General features: G+C 73.1%; 14 protein-coding genes. All 14 read left to right on the plus strand.

What is annotated here, in order from left to right; translation table 11 throughout:
- The first annotated feature begins 48 nt into the window (after window positions 1-48).
- Entirely contained in the window at window positions 49-1,812 is a 1,764-nt protein-coding gene (locus ACFWV2_RS01360) for a spermidine synthase (RefSeq protein ID WP_384399900.1), read from the plus strand.
- A gap of 88 nt (window positions 1,813-1,900) precedes the next feature.
- On the plus strand, window positions 1,901-2,932 hold the full coding sequence (locus ACFWV2_RS01365; protein WP_384399903.1) for an SRPBCC family protein: 1,032 nt from the start codon (window positions 1,901-1,903) through the stop codon (window positions 2,930-2,932).
- Between the two features lie 62 nt (window positions 2,933-2,994).
- Complete coding sequence (locus tag ACFWV2_RS01370) at window positions 2,995-3,780, plus strand: aldose 1-epimerase (protein ID WP_384400316.1); 786 nt, start codon at window positions 2,995-2,997, stop codon at window positions 3,778-3,780.
- Window positions 3,781-3,803: 23 nt separating this feature from the next.
- On the plus strand, window positions 3,804-4,343 hold the full coding sequence (gene pyrE / locus ACFWV2_RS01375; RefSeq protein WP_384399906.1) for an orotate phosphoribosyltransferase: 540 nt from the start codon (window positions 3,804-3,806) through the stop codon (window positions 4,341-4,343).
- Window positions 4,344-4,565: 222 nt separating this feature from the next.
- Window positions 4,566-5,588, plus strand: coding sequence for a class II fructose-bisphosphate aldolase (gene fbaA, locus ACFWV2_RS01380; protein WP_384399909.1), 1,023 nt, complete (start codon window positions 4,566-4,568; stop codon window positions 5,586-5,588).
- Between the two features lie 74 nt (window positions 5,589-5,662).
- Entirely contained in the window at window positions 5,663-6,823 is a 1,161-nt protein-coding gene (locus tag ACFWV2_RS01385) for a MalY/PatB family protein (protein WP_384399912.1), read from the plus strand.
- A 132-nt stretch (window positions 6,824-6,955) separates the two neighbouring features.
- Entirely contained in the window at window positions 6,956-8,950 is a 1,995-nt protein-coding gene (locus ACFWV2_RS01390; RefSeq protein ID WP_384399915.1) for an Ig-like domain repeat protein, read from the plus strand.
- Window positions 8,951-9,031: 81 nt separating this feature from the next.
- The gene (locus tag ACFWV2_RS01395) at window positions 9,032-10,486 is read left to right on the plus strand and encodes an MFS transporter (RefSeq protein WP_384399918.1); all 1,455 of its coding nucleotides are present in this window, start codon (window positions 9,032-9,034) and stop codon (window positions 10,484-10,486) included.
- 122 nt (window positions 10,487-10,608) lie between these two features.
- A complete protein-coding gene (locus ACFWV2_RS01400; protein WP_360788675.1) occupies window positions 10,609-11,022 on the plus strand; it encodes a DUF3151 domain-containing protein in 414 nt (137 codons plus the stop codon).
- A 193-nt stretch (window positions 11,023-11,215) separates the two neighbouring features.
- Window positions 11,216-12,181: a DUF3152 domain-containing protein gene (locus ACFWV2_RS01405; protein ID WP_384399923.1), complete on the plus strand. Its 966-nt coding sequence runs from the start codon at window positions 11,216-11,218 to the stop codon at window positions 12,179-12,181.
- A 124-nt stretch (window positions 12,182-12,305) separates the two neighbouring features.
- On the plus strand, window positions 12,306-13,175 hold the full coding sequence (locus ACFWV2_RS01410) for a tryptophan 2,3-dioxygenase (protein WP_384399926.1): 870 nt from the start codon (window positions 12,306-12,308) through the stop codon (window positions 13,173-13,175).
- Complete coding sequence (gene kynU / locus ACFWV2_RS01415; protein WP_384399929.1) at window positions 13,168-14,370, plus strand: kynureninase; 1,203 nt, start codon at window positions 13,168-13,170, stop codon at window positions 14,368-14,370. The genes ACFWV2_RS01410 and kynU overlap by 8 nt, the downstream gene beginning before the upstream one ends.
- Before the next feature lie 104 nt (window positions 14,371-14,474).
- The gene (locus ACFWV2_RS01420; protein ID WP_384399933.1) at window positions 14,475-15,344 is read left to right on the plus strand and encodes an alpha/beta hydrolase; all 870 of its coding nucleotides are present in this window, start codon (window positions 14,475-14,477) and stop codon (window positions 15,342-15,344) included.
- 89 nt (window positions 15,345-15,433) lie between these two features.
- Window positions 15,434-17,662, plus strand: a complete 2,229-nt coding sequence (locus ACFWV2_RS01425) for an FG-GAP repeat domain-containing protein (protein WP_384399936.1) — start codon at window positions 15,434-15,436, stop codon at window positions 17,660-17,662.
- The last annotated feature ends 24 nt before the right edge of the window (window positions 17,663-17,686 follow it).

The following is a 17,686-nucleotide window of genomic DNA, read 5'->3' on the forward strand; positions in this document are numbered from 1 at the left end:
TCGTGTGGGTGACAAGGGGTGTGGGAATAGTGACGTAGCGTTACGGGCATGATCGAGCCGACCGTGACCTTGCCACCCAAGAGGGTGCGGCGGGCGCCCGTGCGGCGGTCCGAACCGCCGCGCGGGACGCCCGGGGCGGTACGGTTCCCGGTCCTCGCGGTCGCCTTCGTCTGCGCCGCCTGCGGTCTTGTCTACGAGCTCGAACTGGTGGCGCTCGCCTCCTCCTTGATGGGCGACTCGGTCACCCAGGCCTCCGTCGTGCTCTCCGTGATGGTCTTCGCGATGGGCGTGGGCTCGCTCCTCGCCAAGCGGCTGCGTTGCCGCGCCGCCGTCGGCTTCGGCATGGTGGAGGCCGGACTAGCGCTCATCGGCGGCTGCTCGGCGATGGTGCTGTACGCGGCCTTCGCCTGGTTCGGCGAACCGCGGTACGTGGTGGTGGCGTTCTCGCTCGCCATCGGGGTGCTCATCGGCGCGGAGATCCCGCTCCTGATGTCGCTGCTACAGCGGTCCGCCGGGGCGGCCGGCCGCTCCTCCGCCCGCCCCTCCGTCCGCTCTCCCGCCCGTTCCGCCGTTCGTTCCGCCGCCGCCTCCGTCCGGTCTCCCACCTCCTCCGCCCGGTCCGCGCGGGCCGAACGGTCCGGACGCTCCGTGCGGCAGGATCCGCCCGGGGAGCAGGACGACGCCGCCGGGACGGTCGCCGACCTCTTCGCCGCCGACTACGTCGGCGCGCTCGTCGGCGGCCTCGCCTTCCCCTTCCTGCTGCTGCCCTGGCTCGGCCAGCTCACCGGCGCCCTCGTCACCGGCGCGGTCAACGCGGTGGCGGGCGGCGGCCTCGTCCTGTGGGTGTTCCGCCACGAGCTCACCCCCCGCTCCAGAACCCTCCTCGTGGCCGTGAACGTGTCGGTCCTCGCCGTCCTCGCCACGGCGACCGTGCTCGTCGACGACTTCGAACAGGCGGCGCGCCGCGCGGTCTACGGCGATCACGTGCGGGTCGCCGTCCACACCGAACTCCAGGAAGTGGTCGTCACGGGAGGCGTCGAGGGCCCGCCCGACCTCTTCCTCGACGGACGCCTCCGGGTCTCCGGCCAGGACGAGTACCGCTACCACGAGGCGCTCGTCCACCCCTCGATGAACGGCGGGCGCACGCGCGTGCTCATCGTCGGAGGCGGGGACGGCATGGCCGCCCGCGAGGTGCTGCGCTACCCCGGGGTCCGCTCCGTCACCGTCGTCGAACTCGACCCGGGGGTCGTCCGCCTCGCCCGTACGGACCCGGCGCTCGCCCGGCTGAACGCGCGGGCGTTCCGTGATCCCCGCGTCCGGGTGGTCCACGCGGACGCCTTCCACTGGCTCCGGGGCGCCGCCACGGCCGTGCGGGACCGGTACGACGTGGTGATCTCCGACCTGCCCGACCCCGGGATCACCCGCAGCACCAAGCTGTACGCGCAGGAGTTCTACGGCCTCGTGTCCCAGGTCCTCACCCGCTCCGGACGCCTCGCCGTGCACGCCGGGTCCGTCACCGACCGGCCCCGCACCTTCTGGACCGTGGACGCCACCCTGCACGCGGCCGGCTTCGCGACCCGCCCGTACAGCGCGAGCGGCCGCGCCAGGGGTGCGGGACGGGGGCCCGTCGACTGGGGCTTCCTCCTGGCCGTCCCGGGCAGCCGCCCGCCCACCCTCGGCCTCGCCCCCGACGCGCCCCGGCTGCGGTCCCTCGACGAGGACCTTCTGGACGCGGCCGCGCGCCACGCCGAGCGCCGCCGGAGCGGCGGACTGCCGCCGTCGACGCTGGTGCATCCGCGGTACGGGGACTGACGGGTCCCCCGGGCGTGGGGGCCCTCCGGTGCCGGGCCCGGCACCGAAGAGGCGACGCCGCGCCGCGGTCTGAGTAGGCTCGGCTTCCATGGAGCATGAGGTGTTCGTCCCGGTCCCGGCCGAGGTTCTGCGCGCGACGCTCACGGACCCGGGCCGGGTGGCGCGCTGCGTACCCGGCCTCCAGCGGGACGCCGACGCGGAGGCGGGCCCCCTCACGGGGCGGCTCAAGGTGCGGGTCGGCGGCCACACCATCACCTACCGGGGCGCCCTGAAGATCGTCGAAGGGGATGGCGCCGTCACCTACGAGGGCCGGGGCACCGAGGCCCGGGGCAAGGGCACGGTGGAGCTGACGCTCACCGTCGTCCTCACCCCGGTGGCGGAGGGGACCTCCCTGAGCTTCACCGGTGCCGTGACGGCGGACGGCCGGCTGACCGAGGCTCCGGACGAGGCCCGCACCACGACGGGCACCCGCCTGCTGGACAGGTTCGCGGAGGCGCTGACGACGAGGGCGGAGGAACGGGAGGCTGAACCGGCTCCCGAGGCAGAGACGGAAGCGGCTCCCGAGGCGGAGACGGAAGCGGCTCCCGAGGCGGAGACGGAAGCGGCTCCCGAGGCGGAGACGGAAGCGGCTCCCGAGGCTGAGGCTGAGCGTGTCTCCGAGGCGGTCTCCGAGGCTGGGGCTTCCTCCGGGGGCGAGGCCGCGACCGCCCCCGCTCCCGAGGCCGAGACCGCCCCCGAGCCCCAGGCCACCCCCGCCCCCGAGCCCGACACCGACGACGACGGGGTCGACGACGGGGTCGAGGAGCCCCGTCGGGATTCCGGCCTCGACGCACCCGTTCCGCCGCCCTCCCTCGACCCCCTCCTCGGCCAGGACTTCGGCGACACCCCCCTCGCCTTCCCCGCCCCGCAGCCCGCCGCCGAGGCCGCCCACGCCCGCCGGACGATGATCGGGCGCAGCGCCGAGGAGGTCGACCACGCCCCGCCGCGCGGCCGGTACGCCCCCGTGCCCGCGCCCGACGCGTCGAGTGCCGGCGCCACCCTGCGCTGGATCGCCCCCGCCGCGGCCCTCGCGCTCGCCTCCGCCGTCGTCGTCGGCAGGGCGCTGCGCCGGCGCCGCTGAAACCTGTCCGGAAGGGGTCGCCCACGGAGAGGGCTCCGCACGATTAGGGTCGGGGCGTGAGCATGCAGACGCGACTGACGGCGTGCGACGCCGAGTTGACCATCAGCCCCGAGAACGGCTGCCGGATCGAGAGCCTGCGCCTCGGCGGCACCGAGGTGCTGCGCCAGGGCGAGCGGTACGGGAGCTTCCCGATGGTGCCCTGGTGCGGCCGGACCGGGAACGGCCTCTTCCGCAACGGGGCCACCCCCCACCGGCTGCCGGTCAACGCGGCCCCGCACGCCATCCACGGCACCGTCCGCGACCTCGCCTGGAAGACCGCCAGGACGTCCGGCACCGAGGCCGTCTTCACCTGTGAGCTCGGGGACCCCTGGCCGTACAAGGGCACGGTGACGCAGGTCTTCGAGCTGGCCGAGGACTCGCTCACCCTGCGCTTCGGGGTCGAGACCTACGACGACTCCTTCCCGGCGCAGGCCGGCTGGCACCCCTGGTTCCTGCGCAACCTCGGCGAGGGCGGTCAGGACGTGCGCATCGGCTTCACCGCCGCCTGGCAGGAGGAGCGCGGTGACGACCACCTCCCCACCGGGCGCCGGATCGACCCCCTGCCCGGCCCGTGGGACGACTGCTTCGGCATGCCCGACGGTGTCGACGTCACCCTCACGTGGCCGGAGGAGCTGGAGCTGAAGGTCACCAGCCGGGAGCCCTGGGTCGTGATCTACGACGAGCCCGAGGAAGCCGTCTGCGTCGAGCCGCAGTCCGGGCCGCCGAACGGCCTCAACACCCATCCGCGCCTGGTCACCCCGATCGACCCCCTGGAGGTCGAGAGCACCTGGAGCTGGCGCCGCCTGTGAGCAGTGCCCTTTAAGCTCGGGGCATGACTGACGTACGCGCTGAGCTGCTCCAGCAGATCAAGGACAAGGCCGTGGTGCACGGCAAGGTGACCCTCTCGTCGGGTCTGGAAGCCGACTACTACATCGACCTGCGCCGGATCACGCTGGACGGCGAGGCCGCGCCGATGGTGGGTCAGGTCATGCTCGACCTGGCGGCCGACCTGGACTTCGACTGTGTCGGCGGGCTGACCCTGGGCGCCGACCCGGTCGCGACCTCGATGCTGCACGCGTCCGCCGCGCGCGGGCAGCGCCTCGACGCCTTCGTCGTGCGGAAGGCGCAGAAGGCGCACGGGATGCAGCGCCGGATCGAGGGCACGGACGTCAAGGGCCGTCGCTGCCTCGTGGTCGAGGACACCTCGACCACGGGCGGTTCGCCGCTGACCGCGGTGGAGGCCGTTCGCGAGGCCGGTGGCGAGGTCGTCGCCGTGGCCACCATCGTGGACCGGGGTGCCGCCGACGCCATCTCCGGGGCGGGTCTGACGTACCTCACCGGCTACCAGCTGGCCGATCTCGGCCTGGCGTAACCGCCGCGAAGTCGTGACTTAGGTCCCTGACCCTGGTGACAGGTGTCCTGACCTGCGTTTTCGCCGAGGGGCGGAGTGTTTCACGTGAAACACTCCGCCCCTCTGTGTGCCATGCCCGTGGGAGCCCGGACGAGAGTCTGGAAGGATGGGCGTCGACGATGACGTCGCCCCCAGGTCAGGGACAGCAACGCACACACCCCGCACATCACAAGGAGCGGACGAATGCCCATCGCAACCCCCGAGGTCTACAACGAGATGCTCGACCGGGCGAAGGCAGGCAAGTTCGCCTACCCGGCCATCAACGTGACCTCGTCCCAGACCCTGCACGCTGCTCTGCGCGGCTTCGCGGAGGCCGAGAGCGACGGCATCATCCAGATCTCGACCGGCGGAGCCGAGTTCCTGGGCGGCCAGTACAACAAGGACATGGTCACGGGCGCCGTAGCCCTGGCCGAGTTCGCGCACATCGTCGCCGCGAAGTACGACATCACGGTCGCGCTGCACACCGACCACTGCCCGAAGGACAAGCTGGACGGTTACGTCCGTCCGCTGCTCGACGTCTCCGCCGAGCGCGTCAAGGCCGGTCGCGACCCGCTGTTCCAGTCCCACATGTGGGACGGCTCCGCCGAGACCCTGGCCGACAACCTGGCCATCGGTCAGGAGCTGCTCGCCAAGGCCGCCGCCGCCAAGATCATTCTTGAGGTCGAGATCACCCCGACCGGTGGCGAGGAGGACGGCGTCACCCACGAGATCAACGACGAGCTGTACACCACCGTCGACGACGCCCTCCGCACCGCCGAGGCCCTCGGCCTGGGCGAGAAGGGCCGCTACCTGCTCGCCGCCTCCTTCGGCAACGTGCACGGCGTCTACAAGCCGGGCAACGTCGTGCTCCGTCCCGAGCTCCTCAAGGACCTCCAGGCGGGCGTGTCCGAGAAGTACGGCAAGGCCTCTCCGTTCGACTTCGTCTTCCACGGCGGTTCGGGCTCCACGGCCGAGGAGATCGCCACCGCGCTGGAGAACGGCGTCGTGAAGATGAACCTGGACACCGACACCCAGTACGCCTTCACGCGTCCGGTGGCCAACCACATGTTCAAGAACTACGACGGCGTCCTGAAGGTCGACGGCGAGGTCGGCGTCAAGTCGACCTACGACCCGCGCACCTGGGGCAAGCTGGCCGAGGCCGGCATGGCCGTCCGCGTGACCGAGGCGTGCGCGGCGCTGCGCTCGACCGGCACCAAGCTGAAGTAACGACGTGATCGTGTGAGCGAAGGGCCCGGCACCTCTCCAGGTGCCGGGCCCTTCGTGTGTCGAGGGGAGGCCCGATGTACGACTTCGACCGTGAGACGGACCGGCACGGCACCTGGTCGGTCCAATGGGACGGGATCGCGGACCGCTTCGGCGTGCCCGACCTGCTTCCGTTCACCATCTCCGACATGGACTTCGCCTCCCCGCCCGAGGTGCTCGCCGCCCTGCGCGAGCGGGTCGACCACGGGGTCTTCGGCTACACCGACTGGCGGCTCGGCGAGTTCCGCGAGGCGATCCGGCACTGGTACGCGAGCCGGTACGCCGCCGAGATCGACACCGACGCGCTGGTGTACGCGCCCTCCGTGCTCAACCAGATCTCGCAGCTCCTGCGCATGTGGACGGAACCCGGCGACGGTGTCGTCGTGCACACCCCCACCTACGACGGCTTCCGCAAGGCCGTCAACGGACTCGGGCGCGAGCTGCGCGGCGTACCCCTCGGGGACCTCGAAGCCCTCGAACGGGAGCTGGCCCGGCCGGACAGCCGGATGCTGCTGCTCTGCTCCCCGCACAACCCGACCGGCCGGGTCTGGACGGAAGAGGAGCTCACCGTCTTCGCCGAACTGGCCGAGCGCCACGGCGCGGCCGTCGTCAGCGACGAGATCCACGCCGACCTGACCACCGACGGCCACCGGCACATCCCGTGGACCCGGATCGCACGGGCCGGCCGGGGCCGCCGCTGGGCCCTGGTCACCTCGGGCACGAAGGCCTTCAACTTCCCGGCCCTCTCCGGCTCGTACGGGCTGATCGGCGACCCCGACGAGCGCGCGGCCTTCGTCCGGCGGATGGAGACCGGCGAGGGCCTGGCCTCGCCCGCCGTGCTCTCCCTGACCGCCCACATCGCGGCGTACCGGCAGGGCGCGGCCTGGCTGGACGCCCTGCGCGGGTACGTGGCGGGCACGATGAGCACGGTCGGGGAGCGCCTCGCGGCGGGCCTTCCGGAGGTCGACTGGACGCCCCCGCAGGCCGGTTATCTGGCCTGGATCGACCTGCGGCCGCTGGGCATCGAGGAGGCCCGGCTCCAGGAGGAGCTGGTGCGGGTGGAGAGGGTCGCGATCATGCCGGGCGGGGTGTACGGCACGCCCGGCTTCGTCCGGCTCAACGTCGGCTGCCCCCGGGAGAAGGCGGAGCGGGGAGTGGACGCCCTGGTCCGGGCGGCGGGGCGGCTGCGGAAATCCTGAGGGGGCGGCGGCGGGCCCGGTCACGCGAGGTGTGGACACCGGGAGGCGAGGTGTCGCAGGCGTGTTCTAGTCTGCGTGCACCGCGCCCCGAGTCCGAGGGCCGGAACCATGCCTTTGGGGGGCTCTTTCATCGTGCGCAAGCGCACTCTCTCGGCCGCGACGTCGTTCGCGGTCCTTGTCAGCTCCGCGGCGCTGGTCGCGGGCACGGCGGGCCATGCGGCCGCCGACAGCAGTAGGGCCCTTCCGATGTCGTCCGTGGGCGACATGGTGGTGGACGGTGTCCACCGGAAGATCTTCATCAGCGACCCGTACCTCGGGAAGGTCGTCGCGACCGACTTCGCGGGCACGGTGCTGAGCACCGTCACCGGCCTGCCCGGGGTCACCGGGCTCGCGCTCTCCGCCGACGCGGGGAGCGTGTACGCCGCGGTCCCGGGCGCCGACGCCGTCGTCGCCCTCGACGCGCAGGCCGGGACCGAGCGGGCCCGGTACGCCACGGGCGAGGGCACCGACCCGCAGTACGTCGCGCTCGCGGGCGGCAAGATCTGGTTCGGCTACGGCAACGGCGACCACGGCGACATCGGGTCGGTCGACACCTCCGGTGCCGAACCCGTGGTGGCACTGGGCCAGGACACCGAGCTGCGCTACTCGGGCGCCCCGAGGCTCGTCTCCTCGCCGACGGATCCGAACGCCTTCGCCGCGATGTCCTCGTACTACCACCGGTTCCTGCTCGGCGCGTACGACGCGTCCACGGGGACCGCGACCCGTACCGCGCGGACCGCAGCCGACGTCGGTTCGGTGGGCATGGCCAACGACCTCGCCTACACCCCGGACGGCGGCAGGCTCATCACGGCCACCGCCGGCAACCGTCACCGGGTGTGGCGGGCCACCGACATGGCCGAGCTGCCGTCCTACGCCAGCGAGTACCACGGCGTCGCCGTGGCCGTCGCCCCCGACGGCACCGTGGCGGCCGGCTCCGACGCCCCGTACAACCCGGACGTGTTCGTCTACCGGCCGGGCGAGACGAAGGCCGTGCGGCAGTACGACTTCCCCGGCACCGGGACCAGCAGCGGCGGCGACGGTCTCGCCCACGGTGCCCTCGCCTGGGAGCCGGGCGGAAGCCGCCTGTTCGCGGTGACCTCGGCCTCCAGCGGCGACAGCGTCCGCCTGCACGTCCTGGACACGCCCACCAAGTCCCTGCCGACGGTCACCGTGAAGGTCCCGGCCACCGTGGCGGTCCTCAAGCCGGTCACCGTCTCCGGCACGGTCGCGGCGACGCTGGGGCTGCCGGCCAGCACGCCGCTCACCGTGACGCGGTACGACGCCGAGTTCCCGAAGGGCAAGGCGCTCGGAACGAGGAAGCTCGGCGCGAACGGCACGTTCTCGTTCGCCGACACCCCGACCGCGGCGGGCAACGTCACGTACAGGGTGACGTACACGGGCGACGCCACGCACATGGGCGCGAGCGGCACGGCGGTCGTCAAGGTGACCCCGTTCAAGACCCCGCTGGCGCTGGACCGGAACAGGCTCACCGTCAACTACGGCACCGACGTGACGTACACGGCGTCCCTCGGCTGGTCGTACCGGAACCGGGTGGTGGAGATCTGGGCCGACCCGTACGGGACGGAGCCCAAGCGGCTGCTCAAGCGCGGCACGGTCAACTCGGCGGGCAAGCTGTCGGTGACCACCAAGATGACCCGCGACACCTGGGTGACCGCGTACTTCGCCGGTGACACCCGTTCCGGCAGTGCCTACGTCGGGTCGACCGTGTACACCCGGGCCGGCGTGGCGACCTCGCTGTCCCGGCACTACAAGTGGTCGAAGATCGGCACCATCTGGTACCAGTCGTACCACCAGACCGGCGACGTGCTGGTCACCGCGTGGAACAACCCGTACCCGGGCCGCGAGACCAAGTACGAGGTCCAGGTCTGGTACGCGGGCGCCTGGCGCACCGGCTCCGAGGACTTCGTCCGGCTGAACGGCGGCGGCATGGCGTACGTCGTGTTCGACGGCGAGGGAGCGGCCGGCATCCGCGCCCGGGTCCGCACGGCGTACGTCGACGGCGTCTCCGGCGACAACGTGAACACCACGGTCCACGGCGCGTGGAAGTACTTCAACATCACCCGCTGACCCGTCGGCCACCGCTGCCCCGTCCGCCGTCTCCTCGGATTCCGGCGGGCGGGGCTCCGCCGTTCGCGGGACCATGCAGGCATGGGAGAGCGGGACGTGCGGATGGCTTCGGGGACCGGGCGGTGGATCCTGTTCACGACCGTCCTCGGCTCGGGGATGGCGCTGCTCGACTCCACCGTCGTCAACGTCGCCCTGCCGCACATCGGTGAGGACCTCGACGCCGACCTCGGCGCGCTCCAGTGGACGGTCAACGCGTACATGCTGACGCTCGCCGGGCTGATCCTGCTCGGCGGGGCGCTCGGTGACCGGTACGGGCGGCGCCGGGTCTTCGTGATCGGGGTGGTGTGGTTCGCGCTCGCCTCGCTGCTGTGCGGGCTCGCGCCGAACGCCGGGGTGCTGATCGCCGCCCGCGCCCTCCAGGGCGTCGGCGGGGCGCTGCTCACGCCCGGGTCGCTCGCGCTGATCCAGGCCAGTTTCCACGAGGACGACCGGGCCAGGGCGGTCGGGCTCTGGTCCGGCTTCGGCGGGGTCGGCGCGGCGGTCGGCCCGTTCGTGGGGGGCTGGCTGGTGGACGGCCCCGGCTGGCGGTGGGTGTTCCTGCTCAACGTGCCGCTCGCCGCCCTCTGCGTACCCGTCGCCCTCCGGCACGTGCCGGAGTCGCGCGACGAGACCGCGCGCGGCCGGTTCGACGTCCTCGGCGCGGTCCTGGGCGCGGCGGCCCTCGCGTTCGTGACGTACGGGCTGATCGGTGAGGCCTGGTGGGCGGGGGTGGCGGGGATCGTCGTCGGGGCCGGGTTCGTGGTGGTGGAGCGGCGGCGCGGCGGGTCCGCGATGGTGCCGCCGTCGATCTTCGCGTCCCGGATCTTCACGGCGGTCAACCTGGTCACGCTCTGCGTGTACGCGGCGTTCGGCGGCTTCTTCTTCCTGGCTGCCCTCCAGCTCCAGGTGGTGTCCGGCTACTCGGCCCTCGGCGCCGGTACGGCCCTGCTGCCCACGACCGTCCTCATGCTGCTGCTCTCGGCGAAGTCCGGGGAGCTGGGGGAGCGGATCGGCCCCCGGATCCCGCTCACGGTGGGGCCGCTGCTGTGCGCCGCGGGGATGCTCCTGATGCTGCGGGTGGGTGAGGACGCCTCGTACGTACGGGACGTGCTGCCCGCCCTGCTGGTGCTGGGCCTCGGGATGACGGCCCTGGTCGCCCCGCTCACCGCGACCGTCCTCGCCTCGGTGGACGTCGCGAGGGCGGGCCTCGCGAGCGGCATCAACAACGCGGCGGCGCGGGCGGCCGGGCTGCTGGCGGTGGCGGCGTTGCCGATGCTGGCGGGGATGGGCCCGGAGGCGTACCGCTCGGCGGCGGAGTTCGGGGAGACCTTCCGACGGGCGATGCCGATGTGCGCGGGGATCCTGGTGGCGGGCGCGGTGCTCGCCTGGACGACGATGCGCACCCCGGCGCGGGCGGGCTGCCATCCGGGGTGCCGGGTGCACTGCGGGGTGACGTCGCCGCCGCTGGAACCGGGGGAGCGGGACGCGTCGGCGTGAAGCGGGGCCCGGCGGGGGAGAGGCGCGGGACGCGTCGGCGTGAAGCGGGGCCCGGCGGGGGAGAGGTGGCGGGAGCCCCGGGCGGGGCCTTCGGGCCGCCGTGACTGAGGCAGACTGACCCCATGGCCATCCACGAGAACCTTCTGGGGGGACCGGCCCCCACCCTCCTGCCCGACGACCCGGGTCCGCGCGAGCTGCTCGCGAACGGTACGGCGCCCGCGGACGTTGCCGCGAAGTACCCGACCTCCTCGCTCGCCTGGGCCCAGCTCGCCGACGACGCGTACGAGCGCGGCTCGGTCGTCGAGTCGTACGCCTACGCCCGTACCGGCTACCACCGCGGCCTCGACTCGCTGCGCCGCAACGGCTGGAAGGGCCACGGCCCGGTGCCGTGGGAGCACGAGCCGAACCGGGGTTTCCTGCGCGCGCTGCACTCGCTGGCCCGCGCGGCCGGCGAGATCGGTGAGAAGGACGAGTACGAGCGCTGCACGACGTTCCTGAGGGACTCCTCGGAGACCGCGGCGGAGACGCTCGGCTGACGTCGTCCTGACGCCTCCGTGTTTCCCCCCGCCCGAGCGTGGGTCAGGGGGGAAATCCGGCCAGAATTTTCGAGATGTTCGATGCTGTTCGACTGGGCCGGTACGATCCCGGGGACCGCAGACCAGAAGACGCCGGTACCGAGGCCCGACCTCCTCTCCCCCACCGCCGGCCGACGCAGGGGAGAAGGCTCTCGTGGCCGAGCGTGCCGCATCCGCAGGACGGCGACGGCCGCCGAGCCGGCGCAGCGGCCGGGACGGACACGGCCCCGCGCGCCGTCTCGCGCTGCCGACCCTGGTCCTGATGACGCTCGCGCTCGGCGCGGGCGTCGCCCTCGCCCACTTCACCGGTCCGGGGACGGACGACTCGGCGGCCGCGGCCCCCGCCCCCGTCACCGCGCCGCCCCCGGCGACCGCGTCCCCGGCCCCGGTTCGGAAGACGGCCACCCCGGCCGCCCGGGCCACGAAGCCGACACCCCGGCCGACCCCGCCCGTGAAGCCGAAACCCGGGCCGACCCGGCCCGTCGAGCCGAAGCCCGGGCCCGAGCCGAAGCCCAGACCGAAACCGAAGCCCACCCTCGTGAAGCCCGCGGTGCCGCAGTCCGGCGCCGGCACCTTCACCACCGCGCAGGCCTCGGGCGAGGCGGTCGGCGACAGCGGTGAGCTGCGCCGCTACCAGGTGCAGGTCGAGGACGGCATCGCGCTCTCGGCGCGCGGGACGGCCGCCGAGATCCAGCGGATCCTGGCCCATCCGCGCGGCTGGGCCGCGCACGGCAGGGGCCGGTTCCAGCTGGTCTCGGAGAACGCCGACTTCGTCATCCGGATCGCGACCCCGGACACCGCCGACGCCCTCTGCGCCCGGCAGGGCCTCGACACCCGCGGCGAGCTGAACTGCGAGACGACCGACGGTGTCGTGGTGAACCTCAGACGCTGGATGCTCGGCTCGCCCACCTTCGCGGGGGAGCCCGCCGAGTACCGGCACCTGATCATCAACCACGAGGTCGGGCACGAGATCGGCATCCGGCAGCACCTGGGCTGCCCGGGCCCGGGCAGGCTCGCGCCCGCCATGATGCAGCAGATCAAGGGCCTGAACGGCTGTCGATCGAACGCGTTTCCGTATGACGAAGACGGGATCTACATCACCGGCCCGATCGTGTCATGATGCGCTTGGGACGACGCGCGACGAAGCGCGCCTCCCGAGGGGACCGGGGCTCCCGTGCCGCACGGAACGACGCGGACACGGTGGAGCAGACCGCTACCCGGTAGTTCGTATCGAGGAGACAGAAATGTCACTCTTCCCGGGTTCTCCCGCTTCCGGAGCCGATTCCGGAGCCGATTCGGTCACCGAAGACCCGAATCTCGACTTCGCCGGCACGACGCCGTACGAGGACTACGTCCAGGCGGACGTCCTCACCCACCTCCAGCACCTCCGCTCGGACGACCCGGGCGAGATGGTCTTCCTGGTCACCACCCAGGTCATGGAGCTGTGGTTCACGGTGATCGTCCACGAGTGGGAGACCGCGAGCCGCGCCCTGCGCGAGGACCGCGTCCCCGTGGCGATGGACGCGCTCAAGCGCTCCGTGCGCGAGCTGGAGGCCCTGAACCACTCCTGGCGCCCCCTCGCCCAGCTCACCCCCGCCCAGTTCAACGCCTACCGGTCCGCGCTCGGCGAGGGCTCCGGCTTCCAGTCCGCGATGTACCGGCGGATGGAGTTCCTGCTCGGCGAGAAGTCCGCGTCGATGCTCGTCCCGCACCGGGGCGCGCCCCGCGTCCACGCCGAGCTGGAGAAGGCGCTCCAGGAACCGAGCCTGTACGACGAGGTCCTGGCGTTCCTCGCCCGCCGCGGACTGCCCGTCCCCGCCGCGGTCCTCGGCCGTGACCTGTCGCAGCGGTACGAGCCGTCCCCCGAGGTCGAGGCGGTCTGGGCCGGGATCTACACGGACGCCGACCAGAACGGCGAGCTCGTCCGGCTCGGCGAGGCCCTCAGCGACGTCGCGGAACTGGTCTGGCGCTGGCGCAACGACCACCTGGTGGCGACCCGCCGGGCGATGGGCGCGAAGACCGGCACCGGCGGCTCGGCGGGCGTGGCCTGGCTGGAGAAGCGGGCCCAGAAGAACGTGTTCCCCGAGCTGTGGACGGCGCGCAGCCATGTCTGACCTCCTCAGGGACCGGGCCCGCGCCCTCGACGCGGCCGACGACCTCGCCGATCACCGGGAGAGGTTCGCCCTCGACGCGGACACCGTCTACCTCGACGGCAACTCCCTCGGCGCCCTGCCCGCCCACGTCCCCGCCCGTATGGCCGACGTCATCACCCGCGAGTGGGGCGAGCTGCGCATCCGCTCGTGGGACGAGTCCGGCTGGTGGACCGCGCCCGAGCGGGTCGGCGACCGGATCGCGCCGATCGTCGGCGCCGCCGCGGGACAGATCGTGGTCGGCGACTCGACCAGCGTGAACGTCTTCAAGGCGGTCGTCGCGGCGGCCCGGCTGAGCGGCGACGGCCGGGACGAGATCCTCGTCGACGCGACGACCTTTCCCACGGACGGGTACATCGCGGAGTCGGCCGCCCGGATGACGGGTCACCGGATCGTGGCGTGCGACCCGGCCGGCATGGCGGACGCGGTGGGCGACCGCACGGCCCTCGCGCTCGTCAACCACGTCGACTACCGCACCGGCCGCCTCCGGGACCTGCCCGGCATCACGGCCGCGCTGCACACGGCGGGCGCGCTCGCCGTCTGGGACCTGTGCCACAGCGCGGGCGCCCTGCCCGTCGGCCTGGACGCGCACGGGGTCGACCTGGCTGTCGGCTGCACGTACAAGTACCTGAACGGCGGGCCCGGTTCGCCGGCCTACCTGTACGTCGCCGAACGCCACCAGGCCGCCTTCGACTCGCCGCTCCCCGGCTGGAACTCGCACGCCGACCCGTTCGCCATGACCCCCGGGTACGAGGCGGCGGCGGGCGCCCTGCGGGGCCGGGTCGGTACGCCCGACATCCTCTCCCTGCTGGCCCTCGAAGCGTCGCTGGACGTCTGGGACGGTGTCGCGATCGAGGACGTACGGGCCAAGTCCCTCGCGCTCACGGACTTCTTCCTGGAGTGCGTGCGGGCGTACGTACCGGAGGGGCGCCTCCGCTGCGTGACCCCGGAGGCGCACGAGGAGCGCGGCAGCCAGACCGCGCTGGCCTGCGAGAACGCCTCCGCCGTGATGGCGGAGCTGATCCGGCGCGGAGTCGTGGGCGACCTGCGCAGGCCGGACGTGCTGCGGTTCGGCTTCACCCCGCTGTACGTCGGGTTCCAGGACGCGGAACGCGCGGCGCGGGTCCTCTCGGAGGTCCTGGCCGACCTCGCCTCCTGAGGTGTGACGGTCCGATGATCACCTGAACTGCGGGGAGCGGGACGCCTGGTACCGTCCCCGCAGGTCAGGCCGATTGGGCCGCGTATCCGAGAGGTTGGAACAGCATGCCGGACCCCGCCGCGCGCGGTGCCGCAGAAGAGGCCTCCGCGTTCTCGCACCCGGCCGTCGCCCCCGACGCCTCCGCCCCGTACGGCGAGCACCCGGACCAGGTGATCGACTTCTACGCCCCGCGCGGCGGAGCGACCCGGGCGCCGCTCGTCGTCGCCCTGCACGGCGGCGCCTGGCGGGCCCCGTACGACCGGCGGCACCTGACCCCGTTCGCGGACTTCCTGGCCCGCCGGGGCTTCGCCGTCGCGAACGTCGAGTACCGGCGCGGCAGCGACATCCCCCGGCAGGGCGGCGCGGCACCGGTCGCCGGGCGCTGGCCGGAGACCTTCGACGACGTGGCCGCCGCGCTCGACGCGGTACCGGCGCTCGCCGCCGCGCACCTGCCGGCGGCCGACACCGGCCGGATCGTGCTCACCGGGCACTCGGCGGGCGGCCATCTCGCCCTCTGGGCCGCCGCCCGGCACGTTCTGCCCGCGGGCTCCCCGTGGCGCCTGCCGGCCCCGCCGCCGCTGCGCGGCGTCGTCGCCCTCGCCCCCATCGCCCACTTCGGGCGGGCAGTCGAGCTGGGCGTCTGCGGCGGCGCGGTGACCGAACTCCTCGGCGGCCCGTCCGCGTACGAGGAGCGGGCCGCGTACGCCGACCCCTCGGCCCTGGTCCCGACCGGGATCGCGACGACGCTCGTGCAGGGCCGGGAGGACCTGGACGTGCCGTACCCGGTGGCGGACGCGTACGCGGAGGCGGCGGCGGCCGCGGGCGAGACGGTGGGCCTGACGCTCCTCGAGGACGTCGGCCACTTCCCCCTGATCGACCCGTCGGCGGACGCGTGCGCGGTGGTGGCGGAAGAACTCACCCAACTGGCCTGGTGACCCCGAACCTTCCGTACAACCCTTCGAACCGATCACGAGTCTCCTCGGGCACGGCACTCCCGTGTCCGGTCTTCTCGTGGGGGTTCACCTTGCAGTTCCGCACCACCCGTCTCGCCCTGGCCGTCACCGCCGTCCTCGCGGCCACGGCCGTCGGCGTCGGCACACTGGCCACCGCCCCGGCGGCCTTCGCCGCCCCTTCGGCCCCGGCTCCCGCCCCGGCCGATCAGCTCGCCGAGCTTCCGGTCTTCCCCCAGGGATCCGATCTCGCGGGCACCGGCACCACCGGCTTCCTCACCTACTCCTTCGCCCAGGACGGGACCCGGAACCTGCTCTGGACCCCGTACGACGGGGGGAAGCCGACCCCGCTCCAGCAGCCCGAGGGCGGCGGTTTCACCGTGGCGGGCAGTGACGTGGTCGTCCTCGGCGACGCGAGCTGGACCGTCGAGATGCGGTCGCTCACCCTGCGCGACATGGCCGACCCGTCCGCCCCGGGCGTGGACATCGACCTCGGAGCGCTGAACGGGAACTACGTCGCCGTACTGAGCCCCACGAGCGTGCTCGCGCAGGTGACGAAGGAGGACGGCACGGCCGAACTCCACGTCGTGACCAGGAACGGCACCACGACGACCAGCCGCGAGATCGCGGGCCTGCCCGCGGACGCCACCGAGTTCACCGGCTCGGAGGTTCAGGACGGCCACGTCCTCGTCGGTTACGCGACGGGTCCGCAGGGCGCACGGACCGGCGGCCGGGCACTCATCGACCTCGCGGCGGGGAGGGTGTCCGAGACGTACCCCTCCGCCGAGTCCGGGTACGACTTCACCAGCCTGATGTTCTCCGGTTCGCACGTGGCGTGGGTCGACTGGAAGTCCGGCCTCGGGCTGTACGTCACGTCCGCGGATCGCGCGACGGGCGAACAGAAGCAGACCGTCCTGGGCAGCCGCGGTGACGGGTGGTACTACGAGCTCGTGGGCGACTGGCTGGTCTACGGCAGCCCCTCGACGCCCGTCCGGGCGCGCTCTCTGGTCACCGGCGAGACCCGTGACCTCGCCGTCCACGCGGCCGGCGTGGCGGCCGCCGCCGACGGCAGCGTGGTGCTGCACGGCAGCCACACCGCTGACGGCGACGGGCTGTTCCGCGTCACGGCCGCGGCCGACGGCACTCCGACGGTCACCAAGGTGGCGGAGACGGGCCCGGTGGAGATCCCGCTGGTCATCGAGCAGGTCCATGTCCCCGACGTGGCGGAACTGGACAGGACCGGCGGCAAGGTGACCCTGGGCTGGACGCTGTCGCGCCGCGACGCCTCCCTGGACGTCACCCTCACGCACGTCGCCACGGGCAAGGAGTTCACGAAGCGCCTGACCGCGCCCGCGAGTGGCACCCTGTTCTCCTTCGCGTGGGACGGCGTCATCGAGACGGCGGGCGGAGACGTGGACGCGCCGAACGGCAAGTACGCCGTGGAGGCCGAGGCGACGCCGCTCGACGGCGTCGGCGAGCCCGCCTACCAGGGCTGGTTCACGAACGTCGTGCGCACCGCGAACCCGCACGACTACAACGACAACGGTTCCACGGACGTCTTCGCCCGGGACGCCTCCGGCGTGCTGTGGCGGGACGACCTGCGGGACCGTCCGGACCACAGCCAGGTCGGCGTCGCCGGGCGCACCCGTGTCGGCGCGGGCTGGGGGGCGTACAAGCAGATCGAGGCCGTCGGCACCGTGGGCGGTGCCGCGCACGGCGATCTGATCGCCGTCGACGGCTCCGGCGTGCAGTGGCTCCACCTGGGCAAGGGCGACGGTACGTTCGCACCCCGGGTGCAGGTCGGCACCGGCTGGCAGGTCTACAACAAGATCAGCGGAGGCTCGGACCTCGACGGTGACAACCGCGCCGATCTGGTGGCCACGGACAGCGCTGGGTCCCTGTGGTTCTACAAGGGCACCGGCAACTACGCGAAGCCCTTCGCTCCCCGGGTGAAGGTCGGCGGCGGCTGGCAGGTCTACAACCAGGTCACCGCCGTCGGGAACATCGCGGGCACGGCCGCCGGGGACCTGGTCGCGCGTGACACCGCCGGCGTCCTCTGGCTGCACCAGGGCGACGGCCGCGGCGGCTTCACCTCCCGCGTGCGGATCGGCGGCGGCTGGGGCGCCTTCTCCCAGCTCGTCGGCGCCGGCGACCTCGACAACGACGGGCGACCCGACCTGATCGCGTACGGGGCGGGCGCCACCTACGCCTATCGCTCGACGGGCGTCGTCAACGCCCCCTTCAGCCGTTGGACGACGTCGCTGTACGCGGGCGAGGGCACCCGCTTCAACAGCGTCGCCTGAGGCCCGCCTCCGGGTCCCTCCTAG

This window comes from Streptomyces sp. NPDC058671 (assembly GCF_042716475.1).
Lineage (GTDB): Bacteria > Actinomycetota > Actinomycetes > Streptomycetales > Streptomycetaceae > Streptomyces.

What these genes read in the sequence shown, in the direction of transcription:
- ACFWV2_RS01395 (WP_384399918.1), top strand. Translation starts at nt 9,032, where the DNA reads ATGGGAGAGCGGGACGTGCGGATGGCTTCGGGGACCGGGCGGTGGATC.
- ACFWV2_RS01365 (WP_384399903.1), top strand. Translation starts at nt 1,901, where the DNA reads ATGGAGCATGAGGTGTTCGTCCCGGTCCCGGCCGAGGTTCTGCGCGCG.
- ACFWV2_RS01420 (WP_384399933.1), top strand. Translation starts at nt 14,475, where the DNA reads ATGCCGGACCCCGCCGCGCGCGGTGCCGCAGAAGAGGCCTCCGCGTTC.
- kynU (WP_384399929.1), top strand. Translation starts at nt 13,168, where the DNA reads ATGTCTGACCTCCTCAGGGACCGGGCCCGCGCCCTCGACGCGGCCGAC.
- ACFWV2_RS01385 (WP_384399912.1), top strand. Translation starts at nt 5,663, where the DNA reads ATGTACGACTTCGACCGTGAGACGGACCGGCACGGCACCTGGTCGGTC.
- ACFWV2_RS01400 (WP_360788675.1), top strand. Translation starts at nt 10,609, where the DNA reads ATGGCCATCCACGAGAACCTTCTGGGGGGACCGGCCCCCACCCTCCTG.
- fbaA (WP_384399909.1), top strand. Translation starts at nt 4,566, where the DNA reads ATGCCCATCGCAACCCCCGAGGTCTACAACGAGATGCTCGACCGGGCG.
- pyrE (WP_384399906.1), top strand. Translation starts at nt 3,804, where the DNA reads ATGACTGACGTACGCGCTGAGCTGCTCCAGCAGATCAAGGACAAGGCC.
- ACFWV2_RS01370 (WP_384400316.1), top strand. Translation starts at nt 2,995, where the DNA reads ATGCAGACGCGACTGACGGCGTGCGACGCCGAGTTGACCATCAGCCCC.
- ACFWV2_RS01410 (WP_384399926.1), top strand. Translation starts at nt 12,306, where the DNA reads ATGTCACTCTTCCCGGGTTCTCCCGCTTCCGGAGCCGATTCCGGAGCC.
- ACFWV2_RS01360 (WP_384399900.1), top strand. Translation starts at nt 49, where the DNA reads ATGATCGAGCCGACCGTGACCTTGCCACCCAAGAGGGTGCGGCGGGCG.